Consider the following 17,441-nt stretch of genomic DNA (forward strand, 5'->3'; position numbering starts at 1 on the left):
AGAGGTTTCAGATGTCGGACCAAAACCAGTCTGACCGCAACATGGATTTCTATCTGGCGAGCGGGATTGCGCTCGATGGTACGACCCAGAACCTGAAGGAAGCCGACGAAAGGTCCAGGCAGCCAATACCTGGTGTGAGGACGCCTTCTTCGAGCCGGTCTTCAGGCGGCGGCATGCCTATGGATGGCGTAGAGCTCCTCGTTGCTGGCCTCTACGACGCAATTCCCAAGTGGGTGTACTTCCTGCTCGCGATCGCAGGAGGCGCCTATGGCTACCTCGTCGGTTTCGACTGGGCGCGGCATAGCGCCTTCGATCAACCCGAGATCGCATCTGCCATCACAGGGGCTCTGGCCGGCTTTTTCGTGGTTCCTCTGAGCTTTGCGGCATTCCGGATCGGCTGGTTCGCCCTCAAGGCTGCACTGCTGCTGGGCGGCCTATACTTGCTGTGGAAATTCGTCGTCTACCCGTTTCTGGTGAGCCAGCAGATCATCTGAAAGCAAACAAGTGGCGAAACGCTGCCGATGCGTTCGTCGTCATCTGGACCGAAGCCTTCCACACCCTAGCTGTGGCGTAACGAGATTGAGAGAGGGAGAATACTGTGACTCACGACAAGAGCATCCCACCAACCACGACCGACGCCGGCATTCGTGTACAAAGCGACGAACACTCACTGACTGTGGGGCCGGACGGGCCGATCGTTCTCAACGACCACTACCTTCTCGAGCAAATGGCGAACTTCAATCGGGAGCGCATTCCGGAACGTCAGCCTCATGCCAAAGGCTCAGGTGCATTTGGCACCTTCGAGACCACTCAGGATGTCTCCAAATACACGAAGGCCAAGATCTTCCAGCCCGGCGCCAAATGCGACACCGTCGTCCGCTTCTCGACAGTTGCCGGAGAACGCGGCAGTCCAGACACTTGGCGAGACCCCCGTGGCTTTTCTGTGAAGATGTATACCGAAGATGGCAACTTCGACATGGTCGGAAACAACACCCCCATCTTCTTCGTGCGCGACCCGCTCAAGTTCCAGCACTTCATTCGCAGCCAGAAGCGAAGAGCTGACAACGACATGCGCGACCATGACATGCAGTGGGACTTCTGGACGCTGTCCCCAGAAAGCGCACACCAGGTTACCTACCTTATGGGGGATCGCGGCATCCCGAAGACATGGCGGGAGATGAACGGCTATTCCAGTCACACCTACTCTCTCGTGAACGCCGAGGGAGAGAAATTCTGGGTGAAGTTTCACTTCCATACCGACCAAGGCGACGGCAATGCATATCTAAGCCAGGAGGAGGCGGACAAACTTGCTGGAAGCGATGGGGACTTTCACCGTCGGGACCTTTTCACTTCCATTCAGGAAGGGGACTTCCCGAGCTGGACTCTGAAATGGCAGATTATGCCTTACGAGGACGCCAAGACCTACCGCATCAACCCCTTTGATCTGACCAAGGTTTGGCCACACGCGGACTATCCCCTCATCGAGGTAGGCAAGCTCACGTTGAACCGGAACCCGACTGATTTCCACACGGAAATCGAACAGGCCGCCTTCGAACCAAACAACATGGTGCCGGGGGTGGGCTTATCTCCGGATAAAATGCTTCTGGCCCGAGGTTTTTCATATGCCGATGCCCATCGTGCCCGTCTCGGCGTCAACTACAAGCACATCCCTGTCAACGCGCCCAAGACCGACGTTCACAGCTACTCAAAGGACGGCGCAGGGCGGACGGTGAATGTCTCGGATCCGGTCTATGCTCCCAACTCCTATGGGGGCCCGGCCGCCCAACCTGACACCCGCGGTGAAGCCGGCCTTTGGTATGCGGACGGAGACATGGTTCGCCAAGCCTACACTCTGCGCCCAGACGACGACGACTGGAGCCAGGCTGGGACTCTGGTCCGCGACGTCATGGATGACGCCGCCCGCAAGCGTCTGGTTTCCAATGTTGTCGGCCACCTCTGTGACGGAGTCAGTGAGAAGGTTCTCCAGCGAGCGTTCGAATACTGGCGCAACATCGATAAAGACACCGGCGATGCAATCGAGAAAGGTGTCCGTGACAAGCTGGGCGGAGCGTCGACCGCACCCGGCTTGGCTTCTGCGAAAAGCATTTCTGGTTAGGCAGCAGTTCGGAGGAGGGCGACCACGCCCTCCTTCCAACGGCCACACGTTCTCACACGACCGCTTTGATGGCCGCGTCACGCTCGCTCGGCGCCCGCGCCTCAACGATATCCCATGCCATGGTGTTTCGAGAGCTACAGGACGGGCACTTGAGGCCCTCCACAATCCGACGGAGAAACTCACTCGAAGAGTGCCGCTGACGAAGCCAAAAGCCGTGTAAATACCAAGGCCCAGCGCCACAGAGGCACTTCACGCGAACGGCATGGCCGGCGCCTATGTCGTCAACGTGGAGAGTGTACAAGGGGCCTATGAACGAGTCGTGGATCATGCGAGAACATTACGCGAACACGCATTCGGCAGGAAGAGCTCTTCGGTAGCGTCGTGCAGTAGTTTTCAGAGAGAACCCTACCTGCTTTTCAGGTGCCAATCAGGGGACGACATGAAAATTCAGGATCTATACCCAGAGGAAGACCTCGACGACGAAATTGAGCTTCTCTTCTCAGAACTCAGCGATGACGCTCTGGAGTTCGAGTTTGAGGTCCGCAGCCTGACGCATGCACAGACGGCACGAGCCCTCACGCCGATCGGCGACCTCACTGTCGCGGAGGCCATGCACTCTCTTGCCGACGCCGATCAGTGGGAGATCATCTGCCACAAGCAGGAGAACTTCGACGCCCAGCGCGTGATCGTCATGCGCGGTGAGAGCGTAATCGATGGAAACCATCACCTCATGGCAGCCCACCTCTCTGGACGAGGCGTCAACTACATCCAGCTTGAGGACGTGCCTGAGCCCGCGCTGAAACCCTAGAGAGGCTCAGAGTTAGGACACCATTCTGTGGTCTAACCGCCGCGCGCAGGCGAGATTAGGTTCGGTTGAGCAGACGCAGCAGGATACGCGCCTCGTGATCCTGCCCCCCGAAGAAAACGGCAAGAACACGAACGCGTCGTCGAACATCGTCCACGTCGAAATAGAGAACGGCTCGGCCTTTGGTGACACTCCTGATTTGCGTTCCGAGATGCGGTCGAAGTGTGCCCTGGTGTGGAACTCCGCCGAGGCTGCGCATACTCCTTTCGATCTCCACCAATCTGAACTCGGCGAGTCTCCACGCATCTTGCTCGTCTTCTCCGAAATCTTGTGCCGCCTCGAGCAGAAAATCGAAGATCAGGTCAAGATCGTGATCTACGCCCTCGCCCCGTTCAATCTCATAGACCACGTTCAGCTTTCTTGCGCTCGATCATGTCCCGTGTGCGGCGTTCACCTTCATCGAGTGACACGAAAGTTCCGGCCTGACGCTCCGCAAGGAGTTCACGCAGCGCATCAGTCGCTTGAGATTGTTCTCTGAGAAGTTCAAGCCCCTCCTGTACGACCGCGCTTAGACTGGCGTATCGCCCCTGTGCAACGAGGTCGCGGGCGTAGGCTTCCTGCGCTTCGCTAAGAGATACAGATGCTTTCACGCTCATTCGAGTCATCCCAGAGTATATACTACTAAGTAGTATACATGCCATCTGCTCAGCTGTCGAGAAGGCCAAATCACCCAACAAGAAAAATACCCGTCGACCGGTATGAGCTGAACAATAGCCCTGCTGAGTTCACCACCTTGTACGTTCGCCCGTCGAACTATACGTCACCGACATGCCTTCGAAGACCTTCACTATACACGCCGGTGATGACGGCACCGCTCACTTCTCACTGACCTACCGGGATCCTCGACAAAGTGGCATCTCGCGCCTCTCCTGCGATCTCTCCGCTGTGGACGTCGTAAAGCTCGTGCTCTTTTCCGAGGCTGCCAGCCTCCACAGCGAGATGGCTGCAAATGGACAATCTGAAGTGGAGCTCGAGGGCCTTTTCCTGAGCCACGATCCGTCACGTGACGCACTCTGGATTGAGCGCAAGGTTGGCTTCAGCACGCAAACCACCGAAATGCCCTTTTCAGAGTTCCACACCAGCATGGCGGAGGTCACCGACATTTGTCTCACACGAGCGCGGGACTCCAAGCATGGTGAGGCGATCGCCGAGTTCCTCAATCAGAGCACACGCATTGAGGCTCTCGAGTTTACGCATGCTCCGGACGATGCGGACCAGGTTCATCACAGAATCAACGAGATTGCCCTCATTCTGCTGGCTGATGATGCCTGTCGGAGAGGGTCAGATCTCGGCCGAAAACTCCGCGGCAAGAAGACTCTCGAGGAGGCACGATCACACGTCATAAGCCTTGTCGAAACTCTCGCCGCAGAGTTGCTTCCAGCCAACGGCCTGAGCGAAGCCGAGCGCGCTTAGACCGCGTTCCCCGGCACGTTCACATTGCCAGCTCCAGGGCCGCATCCTGAGACCATCCATTTTCAGGATGCCACCTGCCCGGGCACGGTCCCTGCCCGTTCATGAAGTCGATGACAGGACCGAGGAACTCTCTGATTTCGATCTGGCACTGCTCAAAGGATGATGCCTCGAGACCATTCTTCTTGGTGAACGAAATCCATTGCCTTCTGAAGACCTCTGCATTTTCAGGATCCGTGTCGAGCGCTGGGATGTATGCCAATGGCGGCACCTTGAAGCCGAACTTGTCGCACGACCTCTCCAAGGCCATTGCGACGACCTCCCCGTCCATCTCCGCAAGGGTGCGGAACATCTGGATGTCGTAGAAGTCCTTGAGCCGGCTGTTGGCGCGGCCGTAATAGACCATCGCCCTGAACTTCTCGGCGATCGACGTTTCGATCGGGTACATCATGACGCGAACGTCACCTTCATCCTTGAGCTGGGCAGGCACCGATGCAGGGCGCAGCTCTGGGGTCACGACATTCTCGAAGCCGACATCGATTTTCAGCCCCAGTGATGCCTTCCCAAGCCGCGCCGGCAGCGTAACCTTCGCTCCTGAGATCAGTCCCTCCGCGGTGCGATCCTTATCCACCTTGATCTCATCGAGATCGAAGGTCAGCCCATCATCCTCATCACCGATGTCGGTCGTCGCAATATCCCGGATAGCGGCCTTGAGTTCCTCGAGCGAGAGCGCCCGTGGACCGTCGAGATCCACGTCTTTCGTAGGCCTACTGCACTCTCCAGTGAGCACCAGCATCATCATGCCGCCCTTGAGCGAGAAGAACTCTCCCCACTCTGATTTTGAAAGCCGCCGGAGTAGTCCCGTGAACGCATACTGATCGACCAGCGACATGAAGGGCTTCTTCTCCGCCCGGGCCTTGTTCTTGAGCTTGTCGTACCTGGACGCACCCAGGTTGCTGTTGGGCTTGCCCATTGAAACCTCCTGAAACAAGCCAGGAGGTGCGCGAGAGGACGCAAGAATGATGGGTGCCGCTGGTCCAATGCCGGTGATCGGCCACCTTGGGTGAGACGCAGGACATGGAGAAGAGCATGCGGAGGTTCGACAGCTCACCGGACGAACAATTTGTCTACTCAGAGGGTGAGTGCGCTGCCTTTGCCATAGCGGCTGTCAGGCGAGACGGAGGGAGCTTCCTGATCGTCGAGGATGGGGAGCAGGTCTTCGAAACGGCAGATGTCGACGACTACCGCTTCGTGGTCGTCCACGTCTACGCTCTAGTCGAAGGTCCCGACGGCCTTGTCGCTCGAGACATCTTCGGTGAACGGCCCGAGACGAAGGTCCCCGACGATATGTCGGAGGAATTCTATGTTGGCGAGCACTTGCAAGAGTATTTCGACACCGAAGAGCAGCTTCGGGAATACTGCATCGATGACATCGGTGATGGCTTAAAGCCTCTAGCTGCGGTCACTGAGGAGGACATCGCCCGTGCAACCGAGGTGCTTGATCGAATATGCCCGCGGGGGCCAGAGCCAGTGACGATTGCGTTTCGATAAACGAAGGCCCCGCCGGTCTCTCGGCGGGGCCTAGACATCAACCCTTGGACGTCTGCGGTTCGAGTTTGTAGAGCGAGTCCGGCAGAGAGACCATGAAGCTCTTTGTCAGAGACCTGGCGGTCCTTCTGTCGACACCCATTTTTCGATAGAACTCAAAGAGGGTCCGTTCGATAACGCCCTTCTCTTTTGCCGCCGTGATCCCCCGAAGGAGACGGAAAGATGGGGCTTCAGCCCGCTCCGTTGCATAGTAGCTGAGAAAGTCATCACTCAGCCCCTTGGACACACTACGGTCGAGGCCTTGAAGTGCGCTGGATTTAATGACCGCTTTTGGTCCGACGTCCATACCCACGTAGAACGTTCCTTCACTGAGCGGGACGTACAATGCATCAACCTTGCTCGTGTCAGGGTCCGGGTAAATCAACGGACCATGGACAGCCGGGCTTTGAGCGGCACCCATGTCCATGTAACGGCGAGCGGTCCGTTCCCAAGATGTCATTCCGATCATGGGGTCGGCATAGTAGAAGGCGTTGTCCTCCTCGCCGAGGCAATCCCCGTGAAACACCGACACCAAGGCACCCGGCTTCTTCAGCTCATGGCTAATCCGCATGAGTTTTTGGACGGCGCCAGATCCCCTGAAGCTCTTGACCCTCTCAGTGAGGTACTCGAGTGGGCGATCCCTCTCGATCGTGGCCAGTGCTCCGTAAACTGCATCAAGCTCGCGCGACATTCCGCTATCCGAAGCCAGAACAATCGCGTCGTGGAAAAGGACACCACGGTCTGGCGAGGAGGCCCATTCCGAGAGGCTAAGCATCTTTAGCCTCAACTCCTCGCGCGCGGCTTCGACCTCTTCTGTGGTGGCGCGGAGAGCATTGATAGGCAAGGTGGCTTGGTCTTGCCTGTCCTCTTCGGCGAGGGCAGCAATAACCTCCTCAGGAGTAAGTGCCCGATTGTAGGCCTTCTTCAGGTCGTCCTTCCGATGACGAACCAATGCGCTGTAGTACTTTGCCGTCGCAGTCGCGTGTCTCACGGAAGCCTCGACAAGTTCCCGAAGTTGCATCTCACACTCAACGAGGTCCTTTCGCAAAGCGGCCATCGGGGCAGAAGACAGATCCATGGTCGTCAGCATAGTCTGCGTCTTAGACAGCTGGACGCTCCTCCAGGCAACGACAAGCGCAGTCGCGCCTAGAACTAAGGTCGAGGCAATCCCGACAGAGTTCTGCATGAAGGAGAAGGTGTTCTCTTTCACACCCGTGATTGCCTCCGAATACTCAACATTCAGGTAGGGGATTGCCATCCACAGGCCTACGCTGACGGCGCCCAAAAGAGCTACTACGAATAGAAACATTCCGACGATAATCAATTCACGCACGCTTTCTAAACTCCAAAAGCTTCCTGATAGCTGTTCAATGCGGAGCAGCACGGAGAACCGCAAGTCACTATCATATCTGAAATAATTGACCCGGAGGCACCTGTGGCATCTCCGGGACAGTTTGATTTCAGATTGTGGTGCGCTTCGACTAAGCGGCTTACGGCGCCATCGCGGCCACCTCATCATCGGTCTTCTTGAATTTCAGCGTCCGGAGGCGGCAGGCCTCTTCATCGACATCGGTCCGCGGACCTTTGAAGACCGGCTGGAACAGCGATCCGCCTTCGTAGGCATAGAGGTATTCGACCTCGATCAGATTGCCGGCTTCGGGAAATTGCTCGACACCCTGGGGAACGGTCACGTTGCCGACCTCGATCCAGTCGTCACCATCCAGCATCTCCAGGCGCACCGAGGACTTCACCCCGTTGCGGGCCTTCACCCGCGCGGTGCAGCTCTCGACGTACTTCATCTTGCACGCAGTCGGTTGCCGACCAGCCAGATAGACGCTGTCTGCCTCGATCAGCACGTAGCCTTCCGCTCCGGCCTCACGCATGCTGGGCTCTCTGGTGGCGAAGAACACATCCTCCGGGATGGGAACGTCGACCTTGATCGCGGTTAGACCCGCGGTTTCGACATAGCTTGCGAGAGCCTCCAGTACTTTGGCGCGCTTAGCGAAGGTGGTCTCCCCCTTCACCACCAGCGGGTGACTGATGACGTCGAAAACGACCACATGATCGCCCATGTCTTCGCTGTCGAGCACAAAGCCCTCAGGGAGGTCCATGGCCAGTTTCTGGACGTCTGCCAAGATCGTCTCACGCACACCGACCTCGAGGCCCTTGCGGTTGGCGAACTGAATGCCATCCGGCCCCGACAGGATCCCGCGGCGCTCGCCGTCGTGCTTTTGCTGAGCGAAGCGCCTGCCGCTACGAGCGATGGCCTCCTCGTGGGAGATCGCGGTCAGAAGCATCGGCTCGAAATCAGTCTTCCGGCCCGCATTCTCACCCCCAGAGAAGGCAGCGCCAGTCTGGTCTTCAGTGTAACCTTTGCTGGTCTTGGACTTCACGGTCTTGTCGTAGAGCTTTTCCGCTGCCGCATAGTCCATGCCGCCGGTGGACTTTTCTGCCGACTTCAAAGCCTTCCCCCGGCGCCCGTTCTGCGCATAGACATGCCAGCCGTCTGCCTCTTGAGTAAGCTGGACACGGTACTCCTTGTCCGAGCTGCCTTGAGTGAAGAACAGCGCGATCGATTTCTCTTCCATAATCGTCTCCTCGGTATGTGAATATAGTATTGAACAAACGCAGAACGTTCAAGGACAAATGCCCCTGGGAGCCTCGCACTCGGCCCCTATCCCAATGTCCTTCTGACTGCTTTTTATGATGAGATCGACGGGCTCGCGGACGTTGAAACGTTCCGCCATCGCAATCAAACGCGCAGGGTTCGCGCGCGGGTCTTTGAAGTATAGCGCAAAGGCTTCGGTAACAGACTCTTCGTCGATCAGCAGACCACTGTTGTCGCCCAGGTTCGCCAATGGGCTGTAGCGCAATAGGTCAACCAACGTCCGTTCAGCGTCTGTAACCCTGATTTCCACCCCTTTGTAGGTCGCCGCAACTCCCACCCCGACATGCAGAGCTTCCTGGGCGCGCCATCGCACAAACTGGACGAGTTCGAGTTCGGCTCTTTGCGGCCCCCGTGAGCGGGGCACTCCCACCTGCACCTGAGGGACCATGTCTATGCTGAGATCATGCCACTGCGCAGCTGAGTAGAGGCAGATCACGGACCCTTCGCCCCCGGTCAGTGCCGCTCTGGCGAAATCTTCGAGAAGATGGTCCTTGTCGTGATCATCGGTGCGGCCGGTGACGTACTCCTCATCCAGGAAGTACCGCCCGCGGCCGATCTCGTGGACGTATCCACCTTCCTTCAGCCTTGCCAGAACCCGTTTGTTGACACCCTTGTTTCGGAGCTCCCGAGAGGTGTAGACCTTCCCGTCGCTCATGACCTCTATCCCCTCACGCATCTTTGGGCCCATCACTTCCTCGTTCACTGGTGTTGGAGAGGAGATAATCCGTGGACAGCAAGAAAGATTGACAAAAAATACAACACGATCATTCCGCCGCGACGTCACCGATCACAATTTCAGAAATCTATCCATCTGCGCCTTGCTTCTTTCGAAAGGTGGTATTTAAAAAATCATCGGCACGCGCATCTTGATTGAGAGGGCTTAATGTTCAAGGACAGAAAGGCCTCATGGATAGGGGGTTTCCCGGAGGATCATTATGTCCAAGTCAATCGATTTGCGCGAGAACATGCGCGCCGAACTCATCAAGCAAGAAGCCATTATCAGCAGCTCGATGACCCGGCTGGAAGAACTTTCTGAAAGCGGAGCCGATCATTCGGACTCTGAACACCTGACCGCGGCGGAGGCCAGTCTTGGTCACGCTGAGATCCACCTCAAGCGGGCGCAGAAAGCCCTGCGAAGCAAGTCCACGACGGAGGTCGTTATGGTGCGGCGCCACCTCATTGGTGTCGTGCGTACCATGCAAAAGGTTGCCAAGGCACTCGACTCCTACGAAGAAGAGATAGCCCCATCCAACCGTTTTGGAATGTAACCTCTCGGATGAAAAGGCGCTGGTAGAAACCGCCAGATCAATCTATCCTATGGAGAACCAAAGGATGATCGATGGCTCAGAAAAAGCACGCCCCAACCGAGAGCGAGACCCACGAAGACTGCCCAACCTCTGACGAGCGTATCGAGAACGCCATGCAGGCGGCCTCCGAAACCCATTCAAGCTGGATGCATCGTTGCCAGGCAATTCTGACCGCGCTGGGCGCTGACTTTGGTGACCCCGAGTGGGAAATGCCGGACGTGGCCAAGAAGAAGGACATGCTGATCTCGAGCCTCATGTTCGCGCTCGATCGACCGCCCCAGAACGACCTCGCATGGCCGGAGAAGCCTGAAAACTACTTCGCCGAACACGATCGCCTGCCTGCACGAGGGAAGATCGTCCCCTTCTACGGTGAGATTACTCTGAATTCCGAGGTGGGCTACAAGTGCTACGCCGAAGGCGACACCGACCCGACCTCCTACCGACCGACCCTTTCGGATGCGATGGCCGAACTCGAGGGAAAGTATCGCGTGAGGGTCAAGTCGGCCCTCATAGAGCGCCTCGAGGACAATGGCGGAATGCGCCGGCCTCACCTCGCCTGGGACGCCGATAGCGTCGCCAGGACTCCCATGGGCGTCTTTCGCATCCACCGCGGCGAAGAGCCTGGAACCTTCCAGTGGGAACTCACGACCCACGAAGGAGTTCAGCACAGCTGTGAAGACTTTGAAGGCAAGCGGGCTGCACGCCTCGCAGCCGAGAAGCATTTCTCCAAACTCGTTGCCCAATGCTTTGCGCTGGGCGATGGACCTCTGTTCATGTGAGGTGAGGGAGAACCATGGTTGATCTGACAGATTCTGAAATCCTGACAGCTCTACAACGCGGCATGATCGCGGCGCAGTCGGAGCCCCGGGCGCTGAGCGTCCGCTATGATCCCCACGAGGATCGAGTCATCGTTGAGCTCAACAACGGCTGCACCATCATGTGCCCGTCAGCTCTCATTCCAGGCCTGGAAGATGCCAGTGTTGACGAGCTGAAATCCGGCGAACTCCTCGGTGTAGGCTATGGCTTGCATTGGGAGATCCTCGACGTGGACGTTTCCGTGCCGGGATTGCTGGCAAGCCTGCTCGGCCAGACATCTGTCCAGGAAGAAAGCGCTCTTCAATCCGGCGGCCAGTAGTCCTCGCATCTGCCCGAGAAATCCTGAAAACTCATCGGCAGCCCCATCTCCTTGGCTGCCGCCTTCTCCTCGTCAGTCGGGAAGCGAGAGCAAGCGGTTTGAGTGCAGTCGCTTTGGCAATAGGCCCGATCTCGATAGCAGATCATCGCGGGTCCTCCTCCGGCTTTCGAGAGCCCTTGGTGCCCTGCTCCTTCTTTCGCTCGAAGTGCTCCTTCAGACGAATGGCCGGGTCATACTTTGGCGGACACAGCACGAGCGCCACGATGATCACGAGCAGAAACCAATCGAAAGATGTCATAGCGGAAGACCTCACCTTGCTTGCCGCAAGCATCTCACACTGCGGTTAAGGGAACATTTGCCTAAGTGGCCGCTTGAGCAGAGCTGCCCAATGTGCTCAATGCCCGCCCAGCGCTTAGAACGTTATCAGAGATTCCTGACCCGATGAAGCACGAACGCCTTTTTCAAACCAAGTCGAGAACCGCAGGTCACTGGGCCGAGTGCCAGACCTGCGGCTTCACCTGGGAGGTCGACGCAAAGAAAATGGCCAGCCTCCACACGTCGGAGACCGGCCATCAAACCGTCTTGCATGTCACCCACCTCATCGACGTGAAGGCGAATGACTAGCCCTCAGTGGTCGGGGACGTACCTACCTATGACTGCTTACTGTGCTTTTTGTCCAGCTTTCGACCTACATGCCGAACCCAGAGCAGCGCTCCGTAACTCAAGGCAAGAAGGAGAAGCGGGACGACCAGATCGAACGTCATCAGCTCTTGAAGCGTTTGCATCTTCGGCCTCCTTTCTGATCTCGAAGACAATATAGCCCGCGAAGAAGTGCATTGCGAGCCCACATCAGATGTGGGGCCTCGAACTCACGGCCCGGGAACGTAGCGCATGCCGGTGTCGACGTCTGGTTCGGTCGCCGGATATCTTTCCTGCAGATAGGCGATGACGTCATCGAGCGTTGCGGGGTCACGGTCGTCGATCTCCTCGACCATCGTGTGCTCGCTGAGCGTAAGCGGATAGGTGATCTTCACTGTCGCGTCGAAGCAGGTCGCGTCATGCTCGCCATCGGACTGGATGAGATTTTCAGGATCTTCCGGGTCCGGCTTGCGGTGGATCACATCGATCTCGAGGTTCGAGAACTCCTCCACCCGGTAGTATCCGGGCATGCAGGCTCCAAGGTGACCAGCCGAGCGCTGGCGGGGATCCCGCTTTCCGGCTCGCAGCGCTTCCGCCTCCTCCTTGGTGAACCAGCACTCAGCTGTCGGATGCGTGCGCTCACAATCCCGCGTCACCGAATAGTAGCCGCCCTGCTTGCCCACCAGGACATAGGTCGGCCCATTGAGGCGTATGTCCTCGTAGTGCTTCGCCCAGGTGACATCCAACGTCTTCCCCTTCAGCTCCAGGATGCTGTCGAGCATGAAGCGTTCCCGATCAGTCCAGAGGTCTGGAGCCTCGGCGGCGCTGACATCCACACCCGACCCGTTGAGCTCAATTTTCAGGAAGTTTCCCTCAGCGTCCCTAGGCGCCCAACTATAGCTATACTCGCTCACTCATCTTTCCTTTTCAGAATTCTATCTCGGCGCGAAGCCAGCATCGTTCGACGGGAACTCCGTCAGCCATTTCGCGCCCGGGTAGGTGCACTGGATGGTCACCTGAACGTCTTCGACCTGATCGGGAATATAGGGAGAGAACCTGCGGACTTCCGTCAGCCCTCCCTCCCCGTCGGCATCATCCCGCCGCACCCCCACGACGACATCGACCTGGCTGAATTCATGAATTCGGTCAGGCTCAAGCGTCATGGTCGTTTCAGGCTCGAAGATGTCGACTTCCAATACGGTGTGCGCCCGGACGGAGGCACTTTTCAGAGTCTCCAAGGCGACCCGCTTGAGGCCTGCTCCAGTGACCATCTCTGCCTGCGTCCTTTGAAGCAGCGGAAGCAGCCTCACCCATCCGGGTGACCCCCCGCGAACCTCACCATCCAGGTCCCACGCATTGAAAAGGGAGCTGACATTGATCTCCGAGGAAAAAGTACCGACTGAGGTGTCGAAGTATCCGCCCGGCCCCTCGATGACAAAGGTGTCCCCGTTGATACGCGCCCCATGTGACGCCGAGATCCAAGCTATGAGCCCTGGCGAGACGCTTGATCAAATGGTACTCACGCGTCGAGTGGATATCCGGAAACGGGGCGGGCTCAACCACCACGCCCTTGTTGAAGTTCGACTCCATTTTCACGAAGTCTCCCTCGGCGTTGCGCGGCACGTAGAACACGCCAAGCCTGATCATTTGCGCACCTCATCCGAGCCTAGGGGCGCTGGGCTCGGGTTCCGGCTCCACATCGGGCGCAGCCACCAGAGACGAGCTCGCGCCCGGATATGACTGCTTCACCGATTGCAGGTACATATCCGCGTATTCGAGATCGAGGCCTTCCTTGGCCTCCAGAACGTCGCTCTCACCTGCTCGAGCCCAACGACCGGGCATGTAGTCCACCCGGACGATGACGTTGAACTTCGTCGCCTCCAGTGGAAGCTCCACGGGAACGAGCTCTCCCTCCGCGTCCGGATCCTCTTTCATCAGGAAGAGGTCGATCTGCAAGCTTGAGAACTGGTGCATCTGCGCGGACTCGTCGTTCGCAAACACACTGCCCAGCGCGTCGGTCGCCTCATCCTGGGTCATGATGCAGTGCTCGTCGACCTCCGGAACGAAGCAATCGCTCTCGGGGTTGTAGAACATCCCATCTCCGTCTTCCCAGATGAAGGTCGGCCCGTTCAGGCGCTTGTCCGAGAAATGGCGCCCGAACGAGTAGCTGGGGTCAGATCCCAGCTTGTGAACCTCCGAGAAGTCGTGGAGCACCGGCCTGCCATCCTTTGACCGCGTGACCGACAACGTGTTCTCAACCTCTCCTGGAGAGACCTGATAATACTGGTTGGCGCTATCGTAGACGACGTAGTTCTGATCACTCTGCCCCTTCGGGCGCTGGGCGGGCTTTAGCATACGGATGCTCCTGTGGCTTCTTCGAGGTTAGATGTGGATGGCGACGCAATTCACGACGCCAGGAACCGCTCCGCCTCGAGCGCCGCCATGCAGCCCATGCCCGCGGAGGTGATCGCCTGGCGGTACTGGTGGTCGGTCACATCCCCGGCCGCAAACAGACCCGGAATAGAGGTCGCCGTGCTGCCGGGTTTGGTGACCACGTATCCACCGTGGTGGGTCTCGACGTCTTCAGAAACCAGCTCGCTCGCCGGCAGATGCCCGATGGCAATGAAGACGGCACCAGCGGGGACCTCGGTAATCTCCCCGGTCTTCGAATGACGAAGTCTGACGCCCTCTACGGCCTCCTCCCCCACGATCTCGTCGGTCTCGTGGTTCCAGATAACTTCGATCCCCGGCGTCTTGAACAGGCGCTCCTGCAGGACCATTTCCGCTTTCAGGGCGTCCCCGCGGTTCACGAGGGTCACCTTAGAAGCGATGCTCGACATGTAGAGCGCCTCTTCGACCGCGGTATTGCCGCCGCCAACGACAACGACCTCCTGATCTCTGAAAAAGAAGCCGTCGCAGGTTGCGCAGGCCGATACGCCGTATCCCTTCAACCTTTCTTCGCTCGGCAGCCCCAGCCATCGCGCCCGGGCGCCTGTGGCAAGGATGACAGCGTCCGCCTCGTAGACGCAGCCGCTGGCGCCCAGCGCTCGGAACGGACGCTCACCAAGCTCGAGGCTCTCGATGCGTTCCGTGATAATTTCGGTTCCCATGGCTTCAGCGTGGGCCCGCATGTCCTCCATCATCTCCGGCCCCTGAGCTGAGATCAGCCCCGGCCAGTTCTCGACGTCTGTGGTGGTGGTGAGCTGTCCGCCAGGATGGTCCCCTTCGACCAAAACAGGCTCGAGCATTGCTCTGCCAGCGTAGATGGCTGCAGTGTATCCGGCGGGCCCCGATCCGATGATCAGGACGCGGGTCTTCTTGGTGTCAGTCATGAGGTCTCCAGAAAATACTCTCCGGAGACCTACTGGTCGATGGTTAAAGGGACGCTTGCGCGGGCGCTGCGTTGGCCTCCTGCGTGCGCTGGAACGGGCTCTTGACGCGCTTCACACCCGGATAGGTCTCGGCCACGAACCGGACGGCGGCTGGCCACTTGTCCATAGTGCGATTTGGCTCCTCGTGGAGGATCTGCAGCGGTAGACCAAAATCAGGATATTCAACGTAGACGGCAAGACCATAGTATTTGGCCTCCGACATGTCACAGAAGTCGCAATCCTCCGTGAAGAAATCGATCTGCATGGAGAGCTTGGAGAACTGACTGATGTCGACCTCATCCGGATCGCGCTCCGTAGCCTCCTCTACGATCATCTTTCCGGGCAGTGCTTTGATAGCCTCCCTGGCATCCTTCTCCGAAGAGAACAAGGCATCAGGGGAGTAGCCTTCCTGCCATTCCTTTGTCGCCGGATTGAAGACCAGCCCGAGGCCGTTCATCGCCACGTAGGTCGGACCGTTCTCACGCGGGTCGTTGTGGTGTTGGGCAAAGAAAAAGTCGCCCTTGGACGTGTCGTACCCGCCCGCCCGATGAGCCTTGATCAGTTGGGGCTCATCTCGCTCCTCCGTCGGGACCTGCGCACCTGGCTCGCCGACGTAGACAAACTTGCCGCTCGGGCTCCTTGGTGCCACCAGCCCCGAGCTCTTGGACTGGTCGATTGGTTCAATATCCACTGGTTTCTATCCTCTTTCTGAATTTACAGGCTCGGAGCCGGCGCATGACATGGCTCTGCTTGCCGAATGCGAGCCGTGTACTCCGGGAAGGTCCTCGACCATTCTTTCATGACCGTTGACAGCTCTCCGACAGGGACGTCCACAATCTTTGTCACCACCTCGTCCGGGACCTCGGAATCCGCATAGCTGACTGCCAAGGTGGTGTCCGCCTTGGAGGCTTCGTTGATGTTCTTCGCCGGCTCTCCGCTCTCATCCCAAAGGGTTACTTCACCCACCAGCGTGGAGAACAGCCCAGCATTGGCTGTCCCCTTGTCCAAGCGCCTCCTTAGGACGTCATGAGTTGCATAGAGGGTCTCCAGCGCATCGTTCGTGAAGAGAAAGTCGGCCTGGATCTCGGGCACGCGTACAAAGACGTCCGCCACCGGGTCGAAGACCCGCCCTTGCAGGTCTCGGATCACGAATGTCGTCCCATTGAGCCGGGGGTCCCGATGATGCGCACGCCAGTCGTGATCCTCGTCACCGACAAGAACACGAAGCTCTTCCTCAAGTACGATTGCCACTTCGCTCCTCGTCTCGACGAGCTGCCCATTGGTGCCGCGGCCGAACCCCACGAAGTATCCTCCCTCACGGTTCCGGACCGTGTAGAGCCTTTCGTTCTCTTCAAAATCAGAGAGTTTAGCTACCTGCATCACACCTACCTGCGTCTTCTCTGCAGTGAGATTGCGTGCTCCGTGCATTTTCAAAGAGCCGGCTGGCCAAACATCGTCGGCAGTGCATTGAAAAGCGCTGAGACGTCCATGCCCTCGTAGAACCCGGCCGTGGAGAGGCCATTGAGCTCTACCAGCTTGATGCCATCGTCGGTCTCCACCATGTCGATCACCAGGCTGTCTTCGTAGCCTTCCAGACGACCGATCACCCTTTCGACCTGCTCGAGCATTCCCTGAGGCATGCGCTGGGCGCTGGGCTCCATATCCCGCCAGCTATAGGGTGCCCATGTTACCACCTTACCGGCGACGACCCAGAAACGCCACTCGATGTTCGAGATCTCTTTGATCGGGAAGACCACGCAGATTTCACCTGGCTCGATGGACTCGAGGCTCTCGTAGCTGTTAATATTGTACTCGTAGCCATCCCAGGTCGTAGGGAACCCGGCGAAGGGCTTCCATGGACTATTCGGCCGAATGAAGACGCCCTTGTCCCCAAAGGAGCCGCGGAGGCAAGAAATCGCATCCTTGGTTTTCAGATGCTGCCAGGGGAAGAGGATGCCAAAGGGGTTCAGAAGCACATCGTTAGGGAGCACTGCGGCGTAGTTGCTCCATGTCAGCTTCCACTTCGATGCAATGATCCCCCTCTGAAGGGTTGGCAGCTTGAGATGGGGCGCCTGCATGGCCAGCCGGATCGCAGTGAGGCAAACCACTGGCTCTCCCTTTCCGAGAACGCTCTTGAACAGAGTTCGCTCGATTTCCTGTGTTGCATCCTGAAAATGCATCGGGTCGAGGTGATGTGCCTGCCATCCGCGGTCTGCGCACAGTTGCTCGATGGGGTGACCGCGGACGATCGCGTCCTGGTAGACGATATGCATGACGTAAACTTTCTGAACTTTAATGGATAAATAGCAATATCTTACCGAGGTTTCAAAGAAAAAGCCGCGC

At 58.0% G+C, this 17,441-nt stretch carries 23 protein-coding genes; 9 read left to right on the forward strand and 14 right to left on the reverse strand.

Annotated features, from left to right (window positions below):
• Positions 1-11 precede the first annotated feature (11 nt).
• The 3 genes from G0D83_RS13550 to G0D83_RS13560 all read left to right on the forward strand — a co-directional run bounded on the left by G0D83_RS13550 (position 12) and on the right by G0D83_RS13560 (position 2,924).
• Positions 12-494, forward strand: a complete 483-nt coding sequence (locus G0D83_RS13550) for a hypothetical protein (protein WP_164194896.1) — start codon at positions 12-14, stop codon at positions 492-494.
• A 104-nt stretch (positions 495-598) separates the two neighbouring features.
• Positions 599-2,116: a catalase gene (locus tag G0D83_RS13555; protein WP_164194898.1), complete on the forward strand. Its 1,518-nt coding sequence runs from the start codon at positions 599-601 to the stop codon at positions 2,114-2,116.
• 439 nt (positions 2,117-2,555) lie between these two features.
• On the forward strand, positions 2,556-2,924 hold the full coding sequence (locus G0D83_RS13560; protein WP_164194901.1) for a hypothetical protein: 369 nt from the start codon (positions 2,556-2,558) through the stop codon (positions 2,922-2,924).
• A gap of 55 nt (positions 2,925-2,979) precedes the next feature.
• Here the strand turns inward: G0D83_RS13560 and G0D83_RS13565 are convergent, their stop codons facing one another.
• Both G0D83_RS13565 and G0D83_RS13570 read right to left on the reverse strand, forming a co-directional pair.
• Positions 2,980-3,330, reverse strand: a complete 351-nt coding sequence (locus G0D83_RS13565) for a type II toxin-antitoxin system RelE/ParE family toxin (RefSeq protein WP_164194903.1) — start codon at positions 3,328-3,330, stop codon at positions 2,980-2,982.
• On the reverse strand, positions 3,320-3,577 hold the full coding sequence (locus G0D83_RS13570; protein WP_164194905.1) for a type II toxin-antitoxin system ParD family antitoxin: 258 nt from the start codon (positions 3,575-3,577) through the stop codon (positions 3,320-3,322). The genes G0D83_RS13565 and G0D83_RS13570 overlap by 11 nt, the downstream gene beginning before the upstream one ends.
• A gap of 172 nt (positions 3,578-3,749) precedes the next feature.
• Between G0D83_RS13570 and G0D83_RS13575 the strand changes: the two genes are divergently transcribed.
• Complete coding sequence (locus G0D83_RS13575) at positions 3,750-4,394, forward strand: hypothetical protein (RefSeq protein ID WP_164194908.1); 645 nt, start codon at positions 3,750-3,752, stop codon at positions 4,392-4,394.
• Between the two features lie 19 nt (positions 4,395-4,413).
• Here the strand turns inward: G0D83_RS13575 and G0D83_RS13580 are convergent, their stop codons facing one another.
• The gene (locus tag G0D83_RS13580; RefSeq protein WP_164194910.1) at positions 4,414-5,364 is read right to left on the reverse strand and encodes a nucleotidyl transferase AbiEii/AbiGii toxin family protein; all 951 of its coding nucleotides are present in this window, start codon (positions 5,362-5,364) and stop codon (positions 4,414-4,416) included.
• 104 nt (positions 5,365-5,468) lie between these two features.
• Between G0D83_RS13580 and G0D83_RS13585 the strand changes: the two genes are divergently transcribed.
• Positions 5,469-5,942: a hypothetical protein gene (locus G0D83_RS13585; protein ID WP_164194912.1), complete on the forward strand. Its 474-nt coding sequence runs from the start codon at positions 5,469-5,471 to the stop codon at positions 5,940-5,942.
• Positions 5,943-5,979: 37 nt separating this feature from the next.
• Here G0D83_RS13585 and G0D83_RS13590 read toward each other — a convergent pair whose 3' ends face one another.
• The 3 genes from G0D83_RS13590 to G0D83_RS13600 all read right to left on the reverse strand — a co-directional run bounded on the left by G0D83_RS13590 (position 5,980) and on the right by G0D83_RS13600 (position 9,334).
• Positions 5,980-7,311 carry a hypothetical protein gene (locus G0D83_RS13590; protein WP_164194914.1) on the reverse strand — a complete coding sequence of 444 codons (1,332 nt, stop codon included), beginning with the start codon at positions 7,309-7,311 and terminating at the stop codon, positions 5,980-5,982.
• 157 nt (positions 7,312-7,468) lie between these two features.
• Positions 7,469-8,566 carry a WGR domain-containing protein gene (locus tag G0D83_RS13595; RefSeq protein ID WP_164194916.1) on the reverse strand — a complete coding sequence of 366 codons (1,098 nt, stop codon included), beginning with the start codon at positions 8,564-8,566 and terminating at the stop codon, positions 7,469-7,471.
• Between the two features lie 48 nt (positions 8,567-8,614).
• Entirely contained in the window at positions 8,615-9,334 is a 720-nt protein-coding gene (locus G0D83_RS13600) for a hypothetical protein (RefSeq protein WP_164194919.1), read from the reverse strand.
• A gap of 247 nt (positions 9,335-9,581) precedes the next feature.
• Here G0D83_RS13600 and G0D83_RS13605 point away from each other — a divergent pair, with 247 nt between their 5' ends.
• The 3 genes from G0D83_RS13605 to G0D83_RS13615 all read left to right on the forward strand — a co-directional run bounded on the left by G0D83_RS13605 (position 9,582) and on the right by G0D83_RS13615 (position 11,088).
• Positions 9,582-9,914: a hypothetical protein gene (locus tag G0D83_RS13605; RefSeq protein WP_164194921.1), complete on the forward strand. Its 333-nt coding sequence runs from the start codon at positions 9,582-9,584 to the stop codon at positions 9,912-9,914.
• 71 nt (positions 9,915-9,985) lie between these two features.
• The gene (locus G0D83_RS13610; protein WP_164194923.1) at positions 9,986-10,732 is read left to right on the forward strand and encodes a hypothetical protein; all 747 of its coding nucleotides are present in this window, start codon (positions 9,986-9,988) and stop codon (positions 10,730-10,732) included.
• Between the two features lie 14 nt (positions 10,733-10,746).
• Positions 10,747-11,088, forward strand: coding sequence for a DUF2442 domain-containing protein (locus tag G0D83_RS13615; protein WP_164194925.1), 342 nt, complete (start codon positions 10,747-10,749; stop codon positions 11,086-11,088).
• A 142-nt stretch (positions 11,089-11,230) separates the two neighbouring features.
• On the opposite strand, the gene G0D83_RS13620 is transcribed toward G0D83_RS13615, so the two are convergent.
• The gene (locus G0D83_RS13620) at positions 11,231-11,386 is read right to left on the reverse strand and encodes a hypothetical protein (protein ID WP_164194928.1); all 156 of its coding nucleotides are present in this window, start codon (positions 11,384-11,386) and stop codon (positions 11,231-11,233) included.
• 143 nt (positions 11,387-11,529) lie between these two features.
• Here G0D83_RS13620 and G0D83_RS13625 point away from each other — a divergent pair, with 143 nt between their 5' ends.
• Positions 11,530-11,712: a hypothetical protein gene (locus G0D83_RS13625; RefSeq protein WP_164194930.1), complete on the forward strand. Its 183-nt coding sequence runs from the start codon at positions 11,530-11,532 to the stop codon at positions 11,710-11,712.
• Positions 11,713-11,957: 245 nt separating this feature from the next.
• Here the strand turns inward: G0D83_RS13625 and G0D83_RS13630 are convergent, their stop codons facing one another.
• The 7 genes from G0D83_RS13630 to G0D83_RS13660 all read right to left on the reverse strand — a co-directional run bounded on the left by G0D83_RS13630 (position 11,958) and on the right by G0D83_RS13660 (position 17,371).
• Positions 11,958-12,641: a hypothetical protein gene (locus G0D83_RS13630; RefSeq protein WP_164194932.1), complete on the reverse strand. Its 684-nt coding sequence runs from the start codon at positions 12,639-12,641 to the stop codon at positions 11,958-11,960.
• 21 nt (positions 12,642-12,662) lie between these two features.
• The gene (locus G0D83_RS13635) at positions 12,663-12,998 is read right to left on the reverse strand and encodes a hypothetical protein (RefSeq protein ID WP_164194934.1); all 336 of its coding nucleotides are present in this window, start codon (positions 12,996-12,998) and stop codon (positions 12,663-12,665) included.
• Positions 12,999-13,383: 385 nt separating this feature from the next.
• On the reverse strand, positions 13,384-14,082 hold the full coding sequence (locus G0D83_RS13640) for a hypothetical protein (protein WP_164194936.1): 699 nt from the start codon (positions 14,080-14,082) through the stop codon (positions 13,384-13,386).
• Positions 14,083-14,132: 50 nt separating this feature from the next.
• A complete protein-coding gene (gene trxB / locus G0D83_RS13645; RefSeq protein WP_164194938.1) occupies positions 14,133-15,059 on the reverse strand; it encodes a thioredoxin-disulfide reductase in 927 nt (308 codons plus the stop codon).
• 43 nt (positions 15,060-15,102) lie between these two features.
• A complete protein-coding gene (locus G0D83_RS13650) occupies positions 15,103-15,789 on the reverse strand; it encodes a hypothetical protein (protein ID WP_164194940.1) in 687 nt (228 codons plus the stop codon).
• A 23-nt stretch (positions 15,790-15,812) separates the two neighbouring features.
• A complete protein-coding gene (locus G0D83_RS13655) occupies positions 15,813-16,478 on the reverse strand; it encodes a hypothetical protein (RefSeq protein ID WP_164194942.1) in 666 nt (221 codons plus the stop codon).
• 50 nt (positions 16,479-16,528) lie between these two features.
• Entirely contained in the window at positions 16,529-17,371 is an 843-nt protein-coding gene (locus G0D83_RS13660) for an ATP-grasp domain-containing protein (RefSeq protein WP_164194944.1), read from the reverse strand.
• Positions 17,372-17,441 lie beyond the last annotated feature (70 nt).

The organism is Salipiger sp. PrR003 (assembly GCF_010500785.1).
GTDB classification, from domain to species: Bacteria; Pseudomonadota; Alphaproteobacteria; order Rhodobacterales; family Rhodobacteraceae; genus Salipiger; species Salipiger pacificus_A.

Bases quoted from the DNA above. Each gene is read 5' to 3' on its own strand.
- G0D83_RS13615 (WP_164194925.1), top strand. From the start codon at position 10,747: ATGGTTGATCTGACAGATTCTGAAATCCTGACAGCTCTACAACGCGGC.
- G0D83_RS13585 (WP_164194912.1), top strand. From the start codon at position 5,469: ATGGAGAAGAGCATGCGGAGGTTCGACAGCTCACCGGACGAACAATTT.
- G0D83_RS13595 (WP_164194916.1), bottom strand. From the start codon at position 8,566: ATGGAAGAGAAATCGATCGCGCTGTTCTTCACTCAAGGCAGCTCGGAC.
- G0D83_RS13580 (WP_164194910.1), bottom strand. From the start codon at position 5,364: ATGGGCAAGCCCAACAGCAACCTGGGTGCGTCCAGGTACGACAAGCTC.
- G0D83_RS13655 (WP_164194942.1), bottom strand. From the start codon at position 16,478: ATGCAGGTAGCTAAACTCTCTGATTTTGAAGAGAACGAAAGGCTCTAC.
- G0D83_RS13635 (WP_164194934.1), bottom strand. From the start codon at position 12,998: ATGGTCACTGGAGCAGGCCTCAAGCGGGTCGCCTTGGAGACTCTGAAA.
- G0D83_RS13640 (WP_164194936.1), bottom strand. From the start codon at position 14,082: ATGCTAAAGCCCGCCCAGCGCCCGAAGGGGCAGAGTGATCAGAACTAC.
- G0D83_RS13620 (WP_164194928.1), bottom strand. From the start codon at position 11,386: ATGACATCTTTCGATTGGTTTCTGCTCGTGATCATCGTGGCGCTCGTG.
- G0D83_RS13575 (WP_164194908.1), top strand. From the start codon at position 3,750: ATGCCTTCGAAGACCTTCACTATACACGCCGGTGATGACGGCACCGCT.
- G0D83_RS13625 (WP_164194930.1), top strand. From the start codon at position 11,530: ATGAAGCACGAACGCCTTTTTCAAACCAAGTCGAGAACCGCAGGTCAC.
- G0D83_RS13550 (WP_164194896.1), top strand. From the start codon at position 12: ATGTCGGACCAAAACCAGTCTGACCGCAACATGGATTTCTATCTGGCG.
- trxB (WP_164194938.1), bottom strand. From the start codon at position 15,059: ATGACTGACACCAAGAAGACCCGCGTCCTGATCATCGGATCGGGGCCC.
- G0D83_RS13610 (WP_164194923.1), top strand. From the start codon at position 9,986: ATGGCTCAGAAAAAGCACGCCCCAACCGAGAGCGAGACCCACGAAGAC.
- G0D83_RS13600 (WP_164194919.1), bottom strand. From the start codon at position 9,334: ATGGGCCCAAAGATGCGTGAGGGGATAGAGGTCATGAGCGACGGGAAG.
- G0D83_RS13660 (WP_164194944.1), bottom strand. From the start codon at position 17,371: ATGCATATCGTCTACCAGGACGCGATCGTCCGCGGTCACCCCATCGAG.
- G0D83_RS13605 (WP_164194921.1), top strand. From the start codon at position 9,582: ATGTCCAAGTCAATCGATTTGCGCGAGAACATGCGCGCCGAACTCATC.
- G0D83_RS13570 (WP_164194905.1), bottom strand. From the start codon at position 3,577: ATGAGCGTGAAAGCATCTGTATCTCTTAGCGAAGCGCAGGAAGCCTAC.
- G0D83_RS13560 (WP_164194901.1), top strand. From the start codon at position 2,556: ATGAAAATTCAGGATCTATACCCAGAGGAAGACCTCGACGACGAAATT.